The 15,632-nt window shown below is 51.4% G+C and carries 12 protein-coding genes; 7 read left to right on the top strand and 5 right to left on the bottom strand.

Going from position 1 to position 15,632, the window contains the following annotated elements:
• Positions 1 to 8: 8 nt before the first annotated feature.
• Complete coding sequence (locus tag ACXAG2_RS14160) at positions 9 to 1,166, bottom strand: Gfo/Idh/MocA family protein (protein WP_474848285.1); 1,158 nt, start codon at positions 1,164 to 1,166, stop codon at positions 9 to 11.
• Positions 1,167 to 1,461: 295 nt separating this feature from the next.
• Here ACXAG2_RS14160 and ACXAG2_RS14155 point away from each other — a divergent pair, with 295 nt between their 5' ends.
• The 3 genes from ACXAG2_RS14155 to ACXAG2_RS14145 all read left to right on the top strand — a co-directional run bounded on the left by ACXAG2_RS14155 (position 1,462) and on the right by ACXAG2_RS14145 (position 3,865).
• A complete protein-coding gene (locus ACXAG2_RS14155; RefSeq protein WP_474841594.1) occupies positions 1,462 to 2,466 on the top strand; it encodes a LacI family DNA-binding transcriptional regulator in 1,005 nt (334 codons plus the stop codon).
• Between the two features lie 73 nt (positions 2,467 to 2,539).
• Positions 2,540 to 3,433, top strand: coding sequence for a sugar phosphate isomerase/epimerase family protein (locus ACXAG2_RS14150; protein WP_303572102.1), 894 nt, complete (start codon positions 2,540 to 2,542; stop codon positions 3,431 to 3,433).
• Positions 3,434 to 3,541: 108 nt separating this feature from the next.
• Entirely contained in the window at positions 3,542 to 3,865 is a 324-nt protein-coding gene (locus ACXAG2_RS14145; RefSeq protein WP_119502824.1) for a DUF3392 family protein, read from the top strand.
• On the opposite strand, the gene acnA is transcribed toward ACXAG2_RS14145, so the two are convergent.
• Positions 3,862 to 6,657: an aconitate hydratase AcnA gene (acnA, locus tag ACXAG2_RS14140; protein ID WP_474867953.1), complete on the bottom strand. Its 2,796-nt coding sequence runs from the start codon at positions 6,655 to 6,657 to the stop codon at positions 3,862 to 3,864. The two genes, ACXAG2_RS14145 and acnA, sit on opposite strands and share 4 nt — an antisense overlap.
• A 145-nt stretch (positions 6,658 to 6,802) precedes the next feature.
• On the opposite strand from acnA, the gene ACXAG2_RS14135 reads away from it, so the two are divergent.
• Positions 6,803 to 7,276 (top strand): cupin domain-containing protein, encoded by a 474-nt coding sequence (locus tag ACXAG2_RS14135; protein WP_119502826.1) that lies wholly within the window; start codon positions 6,803 to 6,805, stop codon positions 7,274 to 7,276.
• 35 nt (positions 7,277 to 7,311) lie between these two features.
• Here ACXAG2_RS14135 and ACXAG2_RS14130 read toward each other — a convergent pair whose 3' ends face one another.
• The 3 genes from ACXAG2_RS14130 to ACXAG2_RS14120 all read right to left on the bottom strand — a co-directional run bounded on the left by ACXAG2_RS14130 (position 7,312) and on the right by ACXAG2_RS14120 (position 11,355).
• A complete protein-coding gene (locus ACXAG2_RS14130) occupies positions 7,312 to 8,529 on the bottom strand; it encodes an MFS transporter (RefSeq protein WP_303572105.1) in 1,218 nt (405 codons plus the stop codon).
• A 131-nt stretch (positions 8,530 to 8,660) separates the two neighbouring features.
• Positions 8,661 to 10,079 carry a sugar porter family MFS transporter gene (locus tag ACXAG2_RS14125; RefSeq protein WP_474867951.1) on the bottom strand — a complete coding sequence of 473 codons (1,419 nt, stop codon included), beginning with the start codon at positions 10,077 to 10,079 and terminating at the stop codon, positions 8,661 to 8,663.
• A 55-nt stretch (positions 10,080 to 10,134) separates the two neighbouring features.
• The gene (locus ACXAG2_RS14120) at positions 10,135 to 11,355 is read right to left on the bottom strand and encodes a XylR family transcriptional regulator (protein WP_474867948.1); all 1,221 of its coding nucleotides are present in this window, start codon (positions 11,353 to 11,355) and stop codon (positions 10,135 to 10,137) included.
• Between the two features lie 169 nt (positions 11,356 to 11,524).
• Between ACXAG2_RS14120 and xylB the strand changes: the two genes are divergently transcribed.
• The 3 genes from xylB (at position 11,525) to ACXAG2_RS14105 (ending at position 15,630) form a co-directional block, all read left to right on the top strand.
• On the top strand, positions 11,525 to 13,015 hold the full coding sequence (gene xylB / locus ACXAG2_RS14115) for a xylulokinase (RefSeq protein ID WP_474867946.1): 1,491 nt from the start codon (positions 11,525 to 11,527) through the stop codon (positions 13,013 to 13,015).
• A gap of 71 nt (positions 13,016 to 13,086) precedes the next feature.
• Complete coding sequence (gene xylA, locus ACXAG2_RS14110) at positions 13,087 to 14,406, top strand: xylose isomerase (protein ID WP_474867945.1); 1,320 nt, start codon at positions 13,087 to 13,089, stop codon at positions 14,404 to 14,406.
• Between the two features lie 63 nt (positions 14,407 to 14,469).
• Complete coding sequence (locus ACXAG2_RS14105; RefSeq protein ID WP_474868228.1) at positions 14,470 to 15,630, top strand: pyridoxal phosphate-dependent aminotransferase; 1,161 nt, start codon at positions 14,470 to 14,472, stop codon at positions 15,628 to 15,630.
• Positions 15,631 to 15,632: the final 2 nt, after the last annotated feature.

Genomic DNA, 15,632 nt, shown 5'->3' with positions numbered 1-15,632 from the left:
CGGGTCTGTTACTCGGTATCCGGGATCGGATGCCACTTCACGTCGCTGGCGCCGGAGGCAACCATTGCTTCAATAAATGCCATTCCGCGTAAACCGGACTTCAGACCGGGCACGCCTTCAGCTTTACCTGTCTGACCTTCGCGTACAGCGATGGCAAAGTAACGGTAGAGGTTAGCAAAAGCTTCGAGATAGCCTTCAGGATGACCTGACGGAGTACGGCAGCGATCGGACGCTTCAGGATACAAACCCGGCTGGCCGGAACCGGCACGGTATACGCAGTAAGGTGCATCCAGTGTGCGGAAAATAACGGAGTTAGGCTCCATCTGATGCCATTCCAGTCCGCCTTTATCACCGTACACTTTAATTTTCAGCGCGTTCTCTTCACCGGCACACACCTGGCTGGCGATTAGCACGCCCTTAGCGCCTTCGGCAGTGCGGAAGAATGCTGCCCCGTCATCGTCTAAACGGCGGTTCGGCACAATGATGTTCATGTCTGCACACAGTTCAGTTACCGTGTGGCCGCTGATAAATTCGGCCAGACCAAAGGCATGGGTACCGATATCGCCCATACACCCTGCACCGCCCGACAATGCCGGATCTGTGCGCCATGCAGCCTGTTTGTTATCAGGATCGTCTTCGCCGCTTAACCAGCCCTGCGGGTACTCAACGAGAATTTTACGGATGTTGCCCAGTTTGCCATCTTCAACCATGGCTTTAGCCTGCCACACCATGGGATACCCCAGGTAGGTGTGTGCCAGTCCATACAGACGGTCAGAACTGTTAACGACTTTCGCCAGCTCTTTGGTTTCTGCCAGATTCAGACCGGCAGGCTTTTCGCAGAATACATGATAGCCAGCTTCGAGCGCGGCTATGGTGACCGGCACGTGAAGATGGTTCGGCGTAACAACCACAACCACTTCCATACGCTCGTCAGCAGGTAATTTATTTTCTGCTTCCAGCATTTCCTGCCACGACGCATAAACGCGGTCGCTGCTTAAACCCAAACTGTCACCGGTACGCTGATTATTCCCAGTATCGCGGCTGAATGCCCCGCAAACTAAATCGTACTGACCGTCCAGGCCTGCTGCGTGACGATGTACGGCGCCGATAAAAGCACCTTCACCACCACCGACCATACCCATGCGAACCCGCTGCAACTTCGCCATGTATTCCCCCAATTGTGCACATCGTTGTTACAAATATGTAATTACTGTAAAAATGTAACGGATTACATAAATTGATGTCAACGAATTTTCTACCATCGTCGTAGTTCGAACGACCAAATGTAATGAATACACGGAAATTTTGTATATTTTTTGTTTATATTTCACATTTAAAACTGGATTTATGCTTACATTTGGGTAATCCTGTCGCGACAAAATGTAATCCGTTACATATGCACAGAAGTGAATACCTCACTTCGCACTGCAAAGAATAAAAAAGTGGTTTGAGAAAAAGGTAATGCCAAATATCCGAGATGTCGCTGATTTAGCCGGAGTTTCCGTGGCAACTGTGTCGCGTGCTTTGCAACAGCCTGAACGTGTTTCTCCGAAAACACGGGCTAAGGTCATGTCAGCAGTAAGTGAAGTAGGATATAAGCCTAATCTGATGGCGGTAAAATTCCGCTCCGGTAAAACGCACAGTCTGGTAGTACTGGTTCCGACGGTGGCAAACGTATTTTTTGCCCGGGTGATCAGTGGCATGCAGGAAGCTGCAGCCGAATCCGGCTATTCACTGTTACTGGGCAACACGCTTGGTAATGCAGACATCGAGGCAAATTACGCCAAGATGGTACAAACATCACAAGCTGACGGACTTATTCAGCTTCGCGCACACAACCCGTTTTCTGAAGATACCGGCAAGAACGACAGCATGCTGCCCATGGTGAATGCCTGTGAGGTGCTCAGTTCGAATATTTGCCCGACCGTGACACTGGATAACCGCGCCGCGGCCAGAGCCATGACGGAGCATCTGCTCTCTCTTGGTCACAAACGTATTGCGCTTTTTAAGGGGCCTGCAGACAGTCCCCTCACACAGGAGCGGCTTGCCGGTTACCGTGACGCGTTACAGGCCGCCGATATTCCTTACGATCAATCTTTGCTTTTCGCCGGCGATTTTACGTTGCAGGCTGGATATGAAGCTGCCGGCCGGATGCTGGCACTGGATAACCGCCCTACTGCGGTATTTTGTGAGAACGATGAAACCGCTCTGGGTGCACTTCAGGGCTTTAAAAACGCAGGTTTGCGGGTACCTCAGGATATCTCGGTTGCCGGCTTTGATAATATCGACTTTGCCGCCTATTGCGATCCCCCTCTGACCACCATTGCACAGCCGGCAGAAGCCTTCGGCCGCACTGCTGTAAACTTGTTAGTGGACGTACTGGAAGGCAAACTGACAACGGCACCTAAAGTAATTATGCCGTTCAAACTCATTTTACGGGGCAGCACCGGAAAGGCTCCGGATTAAACAGAACGATGATATTTACTTGCTGCGTACGCTGTAACTTCGTGAGCAAGTGCAAATGACGAAGGAGAATAACATGTCAGGCAGAAACAATAAGGCAAGTCATATTGCCAGCAAGATCGGCCAGTCTTCACTGGACCGTCGTCAATTCGTAAAACTGGGCGCAGCCGGAGCAGGCCTGCTGATGGCACCGGGATTTGCATTTGGTCAGGCTAAAGCGGAAACCCGCGTAGGACTACAGCTGTATACACTGCGCGATATGATGGCCGTCAGTGTGCCAGCCGTGCTGAAACTGGTTTCAGCGGTAGGCTACAAAGAACTGGAATTCGCCGGTTATTTTGGTCACAGCCCGAAAGAAATCCGCAAAATTGTTGATGGTGAAGGCCTTTCAGCTCCTTCTGCACACATTCCTCTGGATATGTTCCGCAAAGAAGGCATTAATAAAGTTATCGAAACCGCCCTCGAAGTAGGCCACAAATATGTGGTTATCCCCTATCTGACTGAAGAACAGCGCGGTACAACCATCGATGTGTACAAAAAGCTGGCAGAAGAATGCAATAAGTGGGGCGATGCCTGTAACCGTCAGGGACTGAAACTGGCCTACCACAATCATGATTTCGAATTCCACGTTACTGACGGTGTCGAGCCGTACGATGTGTTACTGAATGAAGTGGATGCCGACAAAATGGCGATGGAAATGGATTTGTTCTGGATGTTCAAAGCCAATAAAGATCCGCTGGCCTATTTTGCCAAACATCCCGGCCGCTTCAAGCTGTGGCACGTCAAAGACATGGACAAGCAGGGCCAGTTCGCTGACGTAGGTACCGGTACAATTAACTTTGCCAAAATCTTTGCCGCATCGAAGCAGGCAGGCGTAGAGCACCGCTTCGTTGAACGCGACCAGACACCGGATAAACTGCAAACCATTCAGCAGGGTTACAAAGCCGTATCCACCTTGCTGGCCGGCTAATACCTGAGTGGTCATGCACATACGCTGAACCTTAATTCAGACGTAGGTTTTCTTTGCCGCAAAACGTAAAATGCCCGCTATCAAAGCGGGCATTTTTGCAGTGAATTTATGACAGAACTATTTGGCCAGTTAAGCCAGTGGCTATCTCCCTATTACACCCAATTGAGTATCATGCTGATGGCCACCATTCTGGTGGTGTACGGCGATATCATCAATAAACATATCAAACGCATGCTGGCGCCGTATCATTTTCTTATCCGCACCACACTGTTCGTGTTGCTGTGTGCTTTCGGATACGGGCTGCTCACTATTCACGGTGCGCCGTTCCTGCTCTACCTGATAAAATACCTGCCCTGGTATTTACAGGGCGCGGGCTTTATCAGTGCATTCATCATTCTGGGCGTACTTGCCGAAAGACGGCGCTATATTTAAGCGCCTTTCTTCAGATACTCGCGGATAACATAGTGCAGGATGCCGCCGTTTTCGAAGTAGGTAAACTCATTGGCGGTATCAATCCGTACGTCCATCATAAATTGACGGGCCTCACCATCGTCAGTCGTGACAGTTACCTGCACTTCCTTCTGACCACGTTCAACCGGTGCAATGCTGTAGGTTTCGTCACCACGCAATGACAGTGATGACGCGCTGTCGCCCTCTTTAAACTGCAACGGCAGAATACCCATACCAATGAGGTTAGAACGGTGAATACGCTCATAACTCTCTACCATTACGGCTTTGACACCTAATAATGACGGCCCTTTGGCTGCCCAGTCCCGGCTTGAGCCTGTACCATACTCTTTGCCTCCGATAACCACAGCCGGCACACCGTCTTCACGGTAGCGCATGGCCGCATGGAAGATAGACATAGCATCACCGCTGGGATAATGGGTGGTTGCGCTGCCGGTGGTGCCGGGTGCTAACTGATTTTTCAGTCTCACATTGGCAAACGTACCCCGCATCATCACCTCGTGGTTACCACGGCGTGATCCCAGAGAATTAAAGTCTTCCGGCTTAATATCCTGCTCCTGCAGATATTGTCCCGCGGGGCTGTCCGGGGCAATGGCGCCGGCAGGAGAAATATGGTCGGTAGTGATGGAGTCACCCACCTTCACCAGACAACGCGCACCTTCAATGGCACTCAGTGCCGCAGGCTCACTGCCCATGTCAGCGAAGAACGGCGGATGTTTGATGTAAGAGGAATCCGGCCAGTCATACACAGAGCTTGAAGACACATTCAGTTCGTTCCAGATGTCATTGCCTTTAAATACATCCGCGTATTTCTGCTTAAACAGATCGCCCGATACATAGTCGTTAATTTTCGCCTGAATTTCCTGTTCTGATGGCCACAGATCTTTCAGATAAACCGGTTTTCCGTTCTTATCTGTACCGATTGGCTCACGGGTAATATCCACTTTCATGTTGCCAGCCAGCGCGTACGCCACCACCAGCGGTGGTGAAGCCAGGTAGTTAGCCGCTACATCCGGATGGATACGACCTTCAAAGTTACGGTTACCGGACAATACCGAGGTAACGGTGAGTTTCGCATCGTTAATTGCACGGGAAATTTCTTCAGGCAGCGGACCGGAGTTTCCGATACAAGTCGTACAGCCGTATCCCACCAGGTTAAAGCCAAGTTGCTCAAGGGGCTCCATCAGTCCTGCATCTTCCAGATACTGTGTGACCACCTGTGAACCCGGCGCCAGTGAAGTTTTCACCCAGGGCTTACGGGTCAGACCCAGCTCCACGGCTTTCTTCGCCAGCAAACCGGCACCGATAAGCACTGACGGATTAGACGTATTCGTACAGCTGGTAATGGCGGCAATAACGATTGCACCGTCTTCCAGATTAAATTTCTCACCATTGAAGTCGACGAAAGAATCCTGCTCTTCATCCACCTCTGCCATGTCGCCGCCTTCAGCAACAAATTTAGCTTCTTCACCTTCGACTTTTATATCAATCTGAGACTGATACCAGTCAGTGAAGGCACTCGCGGCAGTATCAAGAGCAATACGGTCCTGCGGACGTTTGGGTCCTGCAATAGAAGGCACCACATCAGCCAGGTCCAATTCCAGCGTTTCATGATAAATGGCATCTTTCGTGTGATCGTCGTGCCACAGACCGGCTGATTTTGCGTAGGCTTCCACCAGTTCAATCTGTTCGTCAGGACGACCGGTCAGTTTCAGGTAATCCAGTGCCACACTGTCTACCGGGAAGATACCGCAGGTGGCACCGTATTCAGGTGCCATGTTCGCAATGGTCGCGCGGTCTGCAGTGGTAAGGTATTTAATGCCCGGGCCGTAGAACTCAACGAACTTGCCTACTACACCATGCTCTCGCAGTTTTTCAGTGATCGTCAGAACCATGTCAGTTGCAGTTACGCCGGGATTTAACTTACCGGTTAAACGGAAGCCTACAACGTCCGGGCGCAGCATGGTAACGGGTTGTCCCAGCATGGCCGCTTCGGCTTCAATACCACCCACGCCCCAGCCAAGTACGCCAAGACCGTTAATCATTGTGGTATGAGAGTCTGTGCCTACCAGCGTGTCCGGATACACCAGTGTGTCGTCTCCTTCCTGTTTGGTAAACGCACAACGTGCGAGATATTCCAGGTTCACCTGGTGCACGATACCCCGACCCGGCGGCACCACTTTGAAGTTGTCGAAAGAAGACTGTCCCCATTTCAGAAACTGATAGCGCTCACGGTTTCGCTGAACTTCAACACCGGTGTTTTTCTCGAAAGCATCCTCTGAGGCAAAATAATCCACCATAACAGAGTGGTCGATAACCAGCTCTACAGGGTTCAGAGGGTTAATGGTTTGTGCATCCCCTCCTAAATTATTAACCGCATCACGCATGGCGGCGAGGTCAACAATGGCCGGGACGCCGGTAAAATCCTGCAGAATTACCCTGGCCGGTACAAAGGAAATTTCATGCTGACTGTCATCTTTGATATCCCACTTCGCCACTTTCTCAATATCTTCGCTGCTTACGAATTCCTTGTCTTCGTGGCGGATTAAGTTTTCCAGCAGGATCTTTATGCAGAAAGGCAGACGGTCGAGGTCGAATTGCTGCCCAATGGAATCGAAACTGATTGCTTTGAATGCATTATCGCCAACATTAACGGTCGTAAACTTCTGATATTTCACGTTTTCACCTTTCAAATTGAATGAGTGCGCGGTTCTGTATGGCCTGAACAGACAAAAAAGCGCCGGAGAATTTCTCATTCATACGGTGATGTTGTGAAAAAAAGTTCACCCGTTTACCACATCGGATTTGTTTAGAATTGGTTAATAAAGATGATGTTTTCGATTAACGGGCGCGGTATGCTATTTGTACAGGGTAAACACACAAAAGAAGAATTATAAAAACATGGGCAAAACGCGACATCACGAATTAATCGATCAACTGCAACTGGAACCCCACCCGGAAGGCGGATTTTACAGGCAGATATTCAAGTCTGATAAACAGGTTAATTCACCTGCACACGGTCTGGGCCGCCCCGCCATGACGCATATCTACTTTCTGTTGCTTGAAGGTCAGGTAAGCCGCTTCCACCGCGTTTTACATGATGAAGTCTGGAACCATTACGAGGGAGCGCCATTGCGTCTGTACCACATTCATCAGCAACAGCTGAGAGAACAGCGGATTGGTGGCAGGGAACATGGCTATGCAGCTGTCATTCCGGCCGGCAACTTTCAGGCCGCTGAAACCACCGGAGAATACACTCTCGTGGGCTGCAGCGTAGCGCCGGGCTTTGACTTCGCCGACTTCAGCTTCATTGAGGAACCGTCACTGAAACAATGGATTGAGATCGCCCATCCGGATATGTCACGTTTTATCTGAATCAACAGACAGGCGTGACATCACGCCCGTCTTCACTATGCCTGTGCCGTTCGCAATCTTAAAACCGGGCGCTCATCAATGAAAATGTGGATCAGCGCTGTGATACCGGCAATCACGCAGGCACTCCACCAGACTACATCGTAAGAACCGGTGGTATCGTACAGATAACCACCCAGCCAGACTCCGCTGAATGAACCCAACTGGTGGCTTAAAAACACAATCCCGTACAGCAGCCCCATGTGCGGCAGACCGAATAACTGCGCCACCAGCCCGGATGTAGGCGGCACCGTGGCCAGCCACAACAAACCAGTCACAATAGAGAATATGTAGACCGATGTTGATGACATGGGAAAATACATGAAGCCGGCAATGGCAACAGCCCGCAGTGCGTAAATGAGGGTGAGCAGATTTTTCTTGGAATATTTACCCGCCCATGAGCCGGACAACAGGCAGCCAAAGATGTTAAACAACCCGATAAGCGCCAGGCTCATGACCGCGATGTCAGCGGTAAAGCCCCTGTCAGCAAGAAATGCAGGCATATGCACGGTAATGAATGCCAGCTGGAAACCGCACACATAAAACCCCACCACAATCAGCCAGTAATGGGGGTAGGTACAAGCCTCTTTCAGCGCCTCTTTCACAGTCTGACGCACCTGTGTGTTGCCCTGCGCCGCCTGCTGCCCGCCGCTGCCGGTTAATGAACCGGCCATCAGGCTCATCATCAGCGCACTTCCCGCCATCAGTAACAACGCATTGCTCCAGCCATAAGCGGCAATAAAATGCTGTGCAACGGGTACTACCAGCAACTGTCCGGCGGAGCCGGCTGCACTGCCAAGACCTAAGGCAAATGAGCGTTTTTCCGGAGACACCATTCTTGCCATCGCAGGCAATACCACGCCCAGACCGGAGGCGGCGATGCCCATCCCCATCAGCAAGCCGGCTCCCGCGTTCAGGCTGCCGGCGCTGTCACTGAAGGCAGTAACCGCTAAACCACCGGCATACAGGAAGGCGCCCAGAATAACGGTTTTTACGGTACCGAAACGGTCTGCCATCGCCCCGGCAACAGGCTGAAAGAGTCCCCACCATAAATTTTGCATCGCCAGCGCAAAAGCAAACACCTCACGGCCGTAGCCAAACTCTGAAGAAACAGGCTCCATGAAGAAGCCCATGGAAGAGCGCAACCCAAAATTGAGCGATAACAATATGCAGGCAAAAGCGATGGAAAAACTGAGGAGTCTGACCGGCTGTGACATGAGGCATCCTTGTGATGCAGCCCTTTACATTCCGGTATTTGCTTGCGGTAAAAGGCTGAAACGTAAAAAGGCATACTACCGCTTTTCGTATGCCATTAATACTCAGTGGATGTAAGGTTTTTCCCGCCGCCTCAGCCTTTCATAGCTTCCAGTTCACGACCACGGGTTTCATACACGTACTTACTGACAAAAATCACTGACAGCACTGCACACAATGCATAGAAGCCGTACGCGCCTGCCAGACCAATACCGGCCAGCATCATCGGGAAAGTCCATGTAATAGCGAAGTTTGTCAGCCACTGGATCAATCCGCTCACCGCCAGACCGGAGCCACGGATTTGATTGGGGAACATTTCCCCCAGCATCACCCACATTACCGGGCCCCAGGAAAAGTTAAAGCAGAACACATACAGATTGGCGGCAATCAGTGCTACTGGTCCCCAGGCACCCATTATCAATTTTCCATCCATCCCCTGCTCCGCGTTGCCAAACGCGACAACCAGCGCGATAAGCGTGACAGACATACCGGCAGCCCCCCACTTCAACAGCGGTTTGCGGCCTACTTTATCGATGATTGTCAGGGTAACCAGACAGGCAGCAATACTGATGGCTCCGCTTATCACGTTGATCAGAAGGGCGTCACTTTCTGAGAAGCCGACGGCTTGCCATAACACCGCGCCGTAATAGAACACCACGTTAATACCCACCAGTTGCTGCAAGGTGGCAAGTCCCAGACCAATCCACACGATAGGTCTGACCTTTCCGGTATCCGGTTGTTTCAGGTCGCTCAGGCGCGGCCGATGATCATTTGCCAGTGTGGATTCAATGTCAGTCAGCTTGCCCGCTCCAGCATCGCCATAAAGCTTACTCAGAACCTGCTGCGCCTTGACTTTATCTCCTTTAACTACAAGGAAACGGGGACTTTCAGGTATAAATAACAGCATCACTAAGAACAACGACGCCGGGATCAGCTCCATCCAGAACATCCAGCGCCAGGCTGCATAATCCATCCACAGAGCCTGCGTAGAACCCGAGGCGAAATCGGCAAGAATGTAGTTACTGAGAAAAGCCGCAAATAACCCGCTGATAATAGCGATTTGCTGGATCGACGTGAGCATGCCACGGTATCTGGCAGGCGAGACTTCGGCAATATAAGCCGGAGCCATAACAGAGGCAGCGCCTACCGCAAGCCCACCCAGGATACGATAAAAAACAAACTCACCACCGCTGGTAGAAACGCCGGAGCCCCAGGCACTGATGATAAAGAACACAGCTGCCACCAGCAGCAATGCTCTTCTGCCATACTTGTCTGCCAGCCGCCCGGCAAAAAAAGCACCGACGGCACACCCTAAAAGCATACTGGAAACATTAAATCCGGTCCCCACACTTTCTGACTGAAAGGCGGCCTGTAAACCGTCAACAGTACCGTTAATAACGCCACTGTCGAACCCGAATAAGAAACCACCTATAGTGGCAACAACACTGATGAAGAGGATAAAACGCCTGTTTTCAGAGGGCTTGTCTGTACTTGCTGATAACACGGTGTCCATAGGGTACTGATTCTCCGGTATTAATAATTCTGCGTTATTTAAGTTTCATTGCTCTCTAGATGGCGGCAAACTTTGATAAACCTTCCACGGGCAAGTCATCCAGACTTTGCGGCCGGTGTGCCTGACGGTACTCCACTGGCGTCTGATCAAAGTGCTTACGGAAAATGGCGTACATGTACTGAATAGAGGGGTATCCGCACACGCCGGCAATTTCCACAGCGGCTTCGTCGGTTTCCTTCAGCATTTTGCAGGCGCGGCTGAGTTTTTCGTTGTGAATTTCAGTATGAATGCTGTGTCCCCGCTCCTCTTTAAAGCGGCCCTCCAGGTTTGAGCGGGATATACCTACGTAGTCCAGCACCTGGTCAACTTTAATGCCGCGACAGGCGTTATGTCGTATGAAATGCATGGCCTGCATCACCAGCGGATCTTTAATCGCTTTGTAATCGGTAGACTGCCGCTCTGCTACGCGCTCAGGTGGTACCAGTACCGGCGCTTTGCTGACAGGCATGCCCTGCAACTGACGGTGCAACATTCTGGCGGCCTGAAACCCCATATCAAAACAGCCCTGCTTCACTGATGTAAGGCTGACACGGCTTAAATAACGGGCCAGTTCATCATCATCGATACCGATGACCGAGAAACGTTCAGGAATGAGTAATCCGAGATGATCACAGGCTTGCAGAAGGTGACGGGCGCGGGCATCGGTGACTGCCACAATACCTGCCGGGGCGGGTAGACTTTTCAGCCAGTCAGTGAGCCGTTTTAAAGAATATTGCCAGGTTTCCGGGCGCACAGCATGTCCGCGGTAAACATAACACTCGTACCCTTCCCGCCGTGTCAGTTCCAGCATAGCCCGCTCACGTTCCTGCGCCCAGCGGTGTTGCGGGTTAAGTGGCGCACCGTAGAAAGCAAAGCGCTCTATCCCCTTTTGCTTTAAATGTTCAAAAGCGGCTTCAACCAGCGCGAAATTGTCTGTGGCGACGTAGGGCACTTGCGGATAGTCAGCTTGATTTTGATAGGAACCGCCTACCGCCACTACCGGCACTTTCGCTTTTGTCAGCGCTTTTTCGATGGCCGGATTATCGAAATCCGCAATAATCCCGTTGCCGATCCACTCGTCCAGATGCTCCAGACGGGTCATAAAGTCTTCTTCAAGATACAAATCCCAGTCGGCCCCGGAAGTTTGTAAATAGCTGCCAATCCCTTCAATGATCTGGCGGTCGTACACCTTACTGGCATTAAATAGCAGCGTGATACTGTGCGATTTTTCAAACATAGCTGGCCCTGACTAATTAAATTCCGTAAAGCGGTTTATGAATATTGTTTTTACGCATCCTAAACCAGTGCACTGCAATTAACAAAAAGATTACAAAATTTCATAATTGCTCTGAGCGCTTTTGATAATCAACATAGAGAAATAGCGGATTATCAGAAGTGGAAACAACATGTATATAGGCATTGATCTAGGCACCTCAGGGGTAAAGGTGGTGTTAACAGACGAACAGGGCGCGGTGGTAAGAACCACTCATGCGTCTCTGAATGTGTCGATGCCAAGGGCCTTATGGTCAGAGCAGGACCCGGCAGACTGGTGGGAAGCAACCTGTCAGTGTCTGGATGCGCTGAAAGCATCGCAGGATTTAAGCAACGTGAAGGCCATCGGACTAAGCGGACAAATGCACGGCGCAACCTTGCTGGATGTAAACGGTGACGTATTGCGCCCTGCCATTTTGTGGAACGACGGCCGCTGCGACGATGAATGTCATGAAATTGAAGCGGCTGTGAGCGACGCACGTCAGCGCAGCGGCAATATTGTGATGGCAGGCTTTACCGCGCCTAAAATCCTGTGGGTCAAGCACCATGAACCTGACGTCTACGGACGCATTCACAAAGTACTGCTGCCCAAAGATTACCTGCGTTACAAACTTACCGGTGAGTTTGCCAGTGAAATGTCAGATGCAGCCGGCACTATCTGGCTGAATACGGAATCCCGTAAATGGGACAGCACATTGCTTGCTGCCACAGGGCTGAATGAATCTCATATGCCGGCACTTTTCGAGGGGAACGCGATCACCGGAGAGCTGACGGACAGCCTTGCCGAACGCTGGGGCATGAAATCCGTCCCTGTTGCCGGCGGCGGTGGCGATAACGCTGCCGGCGCTATTGGCTGCGGTATTGTTGCTCCGGGTCAGGCCATGCTGTCACTGGGCACATCCGGGGTTTACTTTGCCGTCACCGATACCTTTCGCATTAACACAGAGCAGGCTGTACACAGCTTCTGTCACGCCCTCCCATCCCGCTGGCATATGATGTCGGTAATGCTGAGCGCTGCAAGCTGTTTACAATGGTACGCAGGTCAGAGTGGCTATGAGGATGTAGGCGCGATGCTTGATGATGTTGAGCAGTCAGTCTCTTATTCTGATGAAGCAACGCCGTTGTTTTTGCCTTACCTGACCGGTGAGCGGACACCGCATAATAATCCTTATGCGAAAGCAGCCTTTTTCGGGGTCACAGCCAGCACTACCCGCGCACATATGGCCAGAGCTGTCATTGAAGGTGTTTCCATGGCACTGGCAGACGGCATGGACGCAGTGCATCAAAGTGGCGTCAGTGTATCGTCAATCAGTCTGATAGGCGGCGGAGCGAAAAGTCCTTTCTGGCGACAGTTACTCAGCGATATCAGCGGTCAGACCCTGACCTACCGCAAAGGCGGCGATGTTGGCCCTGCGCTCGGAGCTGCAAGGCTTGCGCAACTGGCGGTGAATCCTGACAAATCCTTATCTGACATTTGTTTCCAGCCTGAAGCCGAAGCGGAATATAAACCAGCCCCCAAAGTTAACGAAGCCTATTTAGCAAAACGTCAGCAGTTCCGTGAGCTTTACTACGCCATAGAACCTTTCTGGTCGTCACCGAAAAAACAGAAAACTTTCACGAATTAACATAATTGTTGAACTGCGCAGGGTCTTTCACACTGGCACCACCAGAACCCTGCCTGAACAGGAAAAAGAATATGAGCAACTATTTCGACGCAATTCCAAAGATCAAATACGAAGGTCCGGAATCAACCAATCCGCTGGCTTTTAAACACTACAACCCGGAAGAAGTGATCATGGGTAAAACCATGGAAGCGCACCTGCGCTTTGCAGCCTGCTACTGGCACAACTTCTGTTGGGACGGTGCTGATGTATTCGGTGCCGGCACATTTAATCGTCCCTGGCTGACTCAGGGTGACGCCATGACACAAGCCAAAGCGAAGGCGGATGCGGCTTTTTCGTTTCTGGAAAAGCTCGGCGCACCTTATTACTGCTTTCACGATGTTGATGTGGCACCGGAAGGTCAGTCTCTGAAAGAATACGTGCACAACTTTTCCACCATGACTGAAGTGCTGGCGCACAAGCAGGAAGAAACCGGCATGAAACTGCTGTGGGGCACGGCAAATGTATTCAGCCATCCACGTTACATGTCAGGCGCAGCGACCAATCCGGATCCGGCCGTGTTTGCCCGCGCAGCCACTCAGGTGTTTCATGCCATGAACGCAACAAAGCAACTTGGCGGTGAAAACTACGTGCTGTGGGGCGGCCGTGAAGGTTACGAAACCCTGCTGAACACCGATTTAAAACGTGAACGTCAGCAACTGGGGCGCTTCATGAACATGGTGGTTGAGCACAAGCACAAAATCGGCTTTGACGGCCTGTTGCTGATTGAACCTAAGCCACAGGAGCCGACGAAGCATCAGTACGATTACGACACAGCAACCGTACACGGCTTCCTGTCTGAATTTGGTTTAGAGAAAGAGTTTGCCGTCAACATTGAAGCTAACCACGCCACCTTGTCCGGCCACTCTTTCCATCACGAAATTGCCACTGCGTTTGCACTGGGGATCTTCGGTTCTATTGATGCCAACCGCGGCGACCCGCAATTAGGCTGGGATACTGACCAGTTCCCTAATTCAGTAGAAGAAATGACACTGATTTGTTACGAAATTCTGAAAAATGGTGGCTACACCTCAGGTGGCTTTAACTTTGACACCAAATTACGCCGTCAGAGCACCGAGCCGGAGGACTTATTCCTGGGCCACATCGGCGGCATGGATACCTGTGCGCTGGGCCTGAAAAAAGCCGCTGCCCTGCTGGAGTCTGAAGCACTGGGTAACGCCGTTGAGAAACGCTATGCCGGCTGGTCAGAAGATTTCGGCCAACAGGTATTAAACGGTAAAATGTCGCTGGAAGACGTAGCTAAGTTCGCCAGCGATAACGCACTGGATCCTAAGCCGGTATCCGGCAAACAGGAAGGCCTGGAAAACATCGTAAACCAGGTGATCTACAAGTAAGCTGGCTGGCGCTGACCGGTTTGCGGTATCATGGCTCCTCGTTTTTACGGGGAGCCTGTTTTGTTGAAGTTTTCAGATCGTGCCAACGCCATTACACCCTTCTATGCCATGGCTTTTTCAGAGAAAGCCAGTGCCCTTGAAGCAAAAGGGCACCATGTCGTCAGACTCAATATTGGCGAACCGGATTTCGGTGCTCCGGGTCCGGTTGTGCAGGCCATGCAGGACGTCATGGAAAAGGCAGAACTGCCCTACACTTCAGCCTTAGGTTTACCGGCCCTGCGGGAAGCCATTGCCGGTTTCTATCGACAGCGACACGGTGTTGCTGTCAATCCAGACAATGTTGTGGTTACTGCAGGAGCATCAGCCGCGCTGCTTCTGGTGAGTGCCGCACTGGTCAATCACGGCGACAAAGTGATGCTGGCCGACCCGGCCTACCCGTGTAACCGCCAGTTTATCCGAAGCTTTGGCGGGCAGTTGCAAAGCATTTCCGCCGGCGCTGAACAGCGCTTTCAACTGACACCACAAAGCGTGCAGGCAAACTGGCAGAGCGATACCAAAGGTGTGATGCTGGCATCACCGTCTAATCCCACGGGCACATCGGTGCCTGAAAGTGATCTGGCGGCAATATGCGATTTTGTAAAATCCCGCGGTGGCTGGCGTATTGTTGACGAAATTTACCTGAATCTCAGCCATCATGGTCACGCCCAGACCGTACTGGCGGTCGACCCCGATGCCATTGTGATCAACAGCTTTTCAAAGTACTTCGGTATGACCGGCTGGCGTTTAGGCTGGTGTGTAGTGCCGGATGACATGGTGCCGGTGATGGAGCGTCTGGCGCAAAACTTATACATTTGTCCGTCGACCCCCGCGCAATATGCGGCGCTGGCCTGTTTCACCCCGGAAACCCTGAACGTTTGCGAAGGACGCAGAGATATTCTGCTGCACCGGCGTAAGCGGGTTATTGATGGCTTAAAGCAGGCTGGATTATCCGTGGATGTGGAGCCGGACGGCGCGTTCTATGTATATATCAACGTCACCTCTACCGGTCTGAATGCCATGACTTTCTGTGAGCGGTTACTGGAAGAACAGCACGTTGCCCTGACACCGGGCAATGATTTTGGCGAGGCTACCGGTAATGATTATGTGCGTTTGTCCTTCGCGGCTTCAGAAACTGCATTGGATGAAGGTATAAAGCGCATCGGTAATTTCCTGGCGTCACTGTGATT

Source organism: Alteromonas sp. ABH4_456, assembly GCF_056160645.1.
This window is presented reverse-complemented; position numbering and strand designations above follow the sequence as displayed.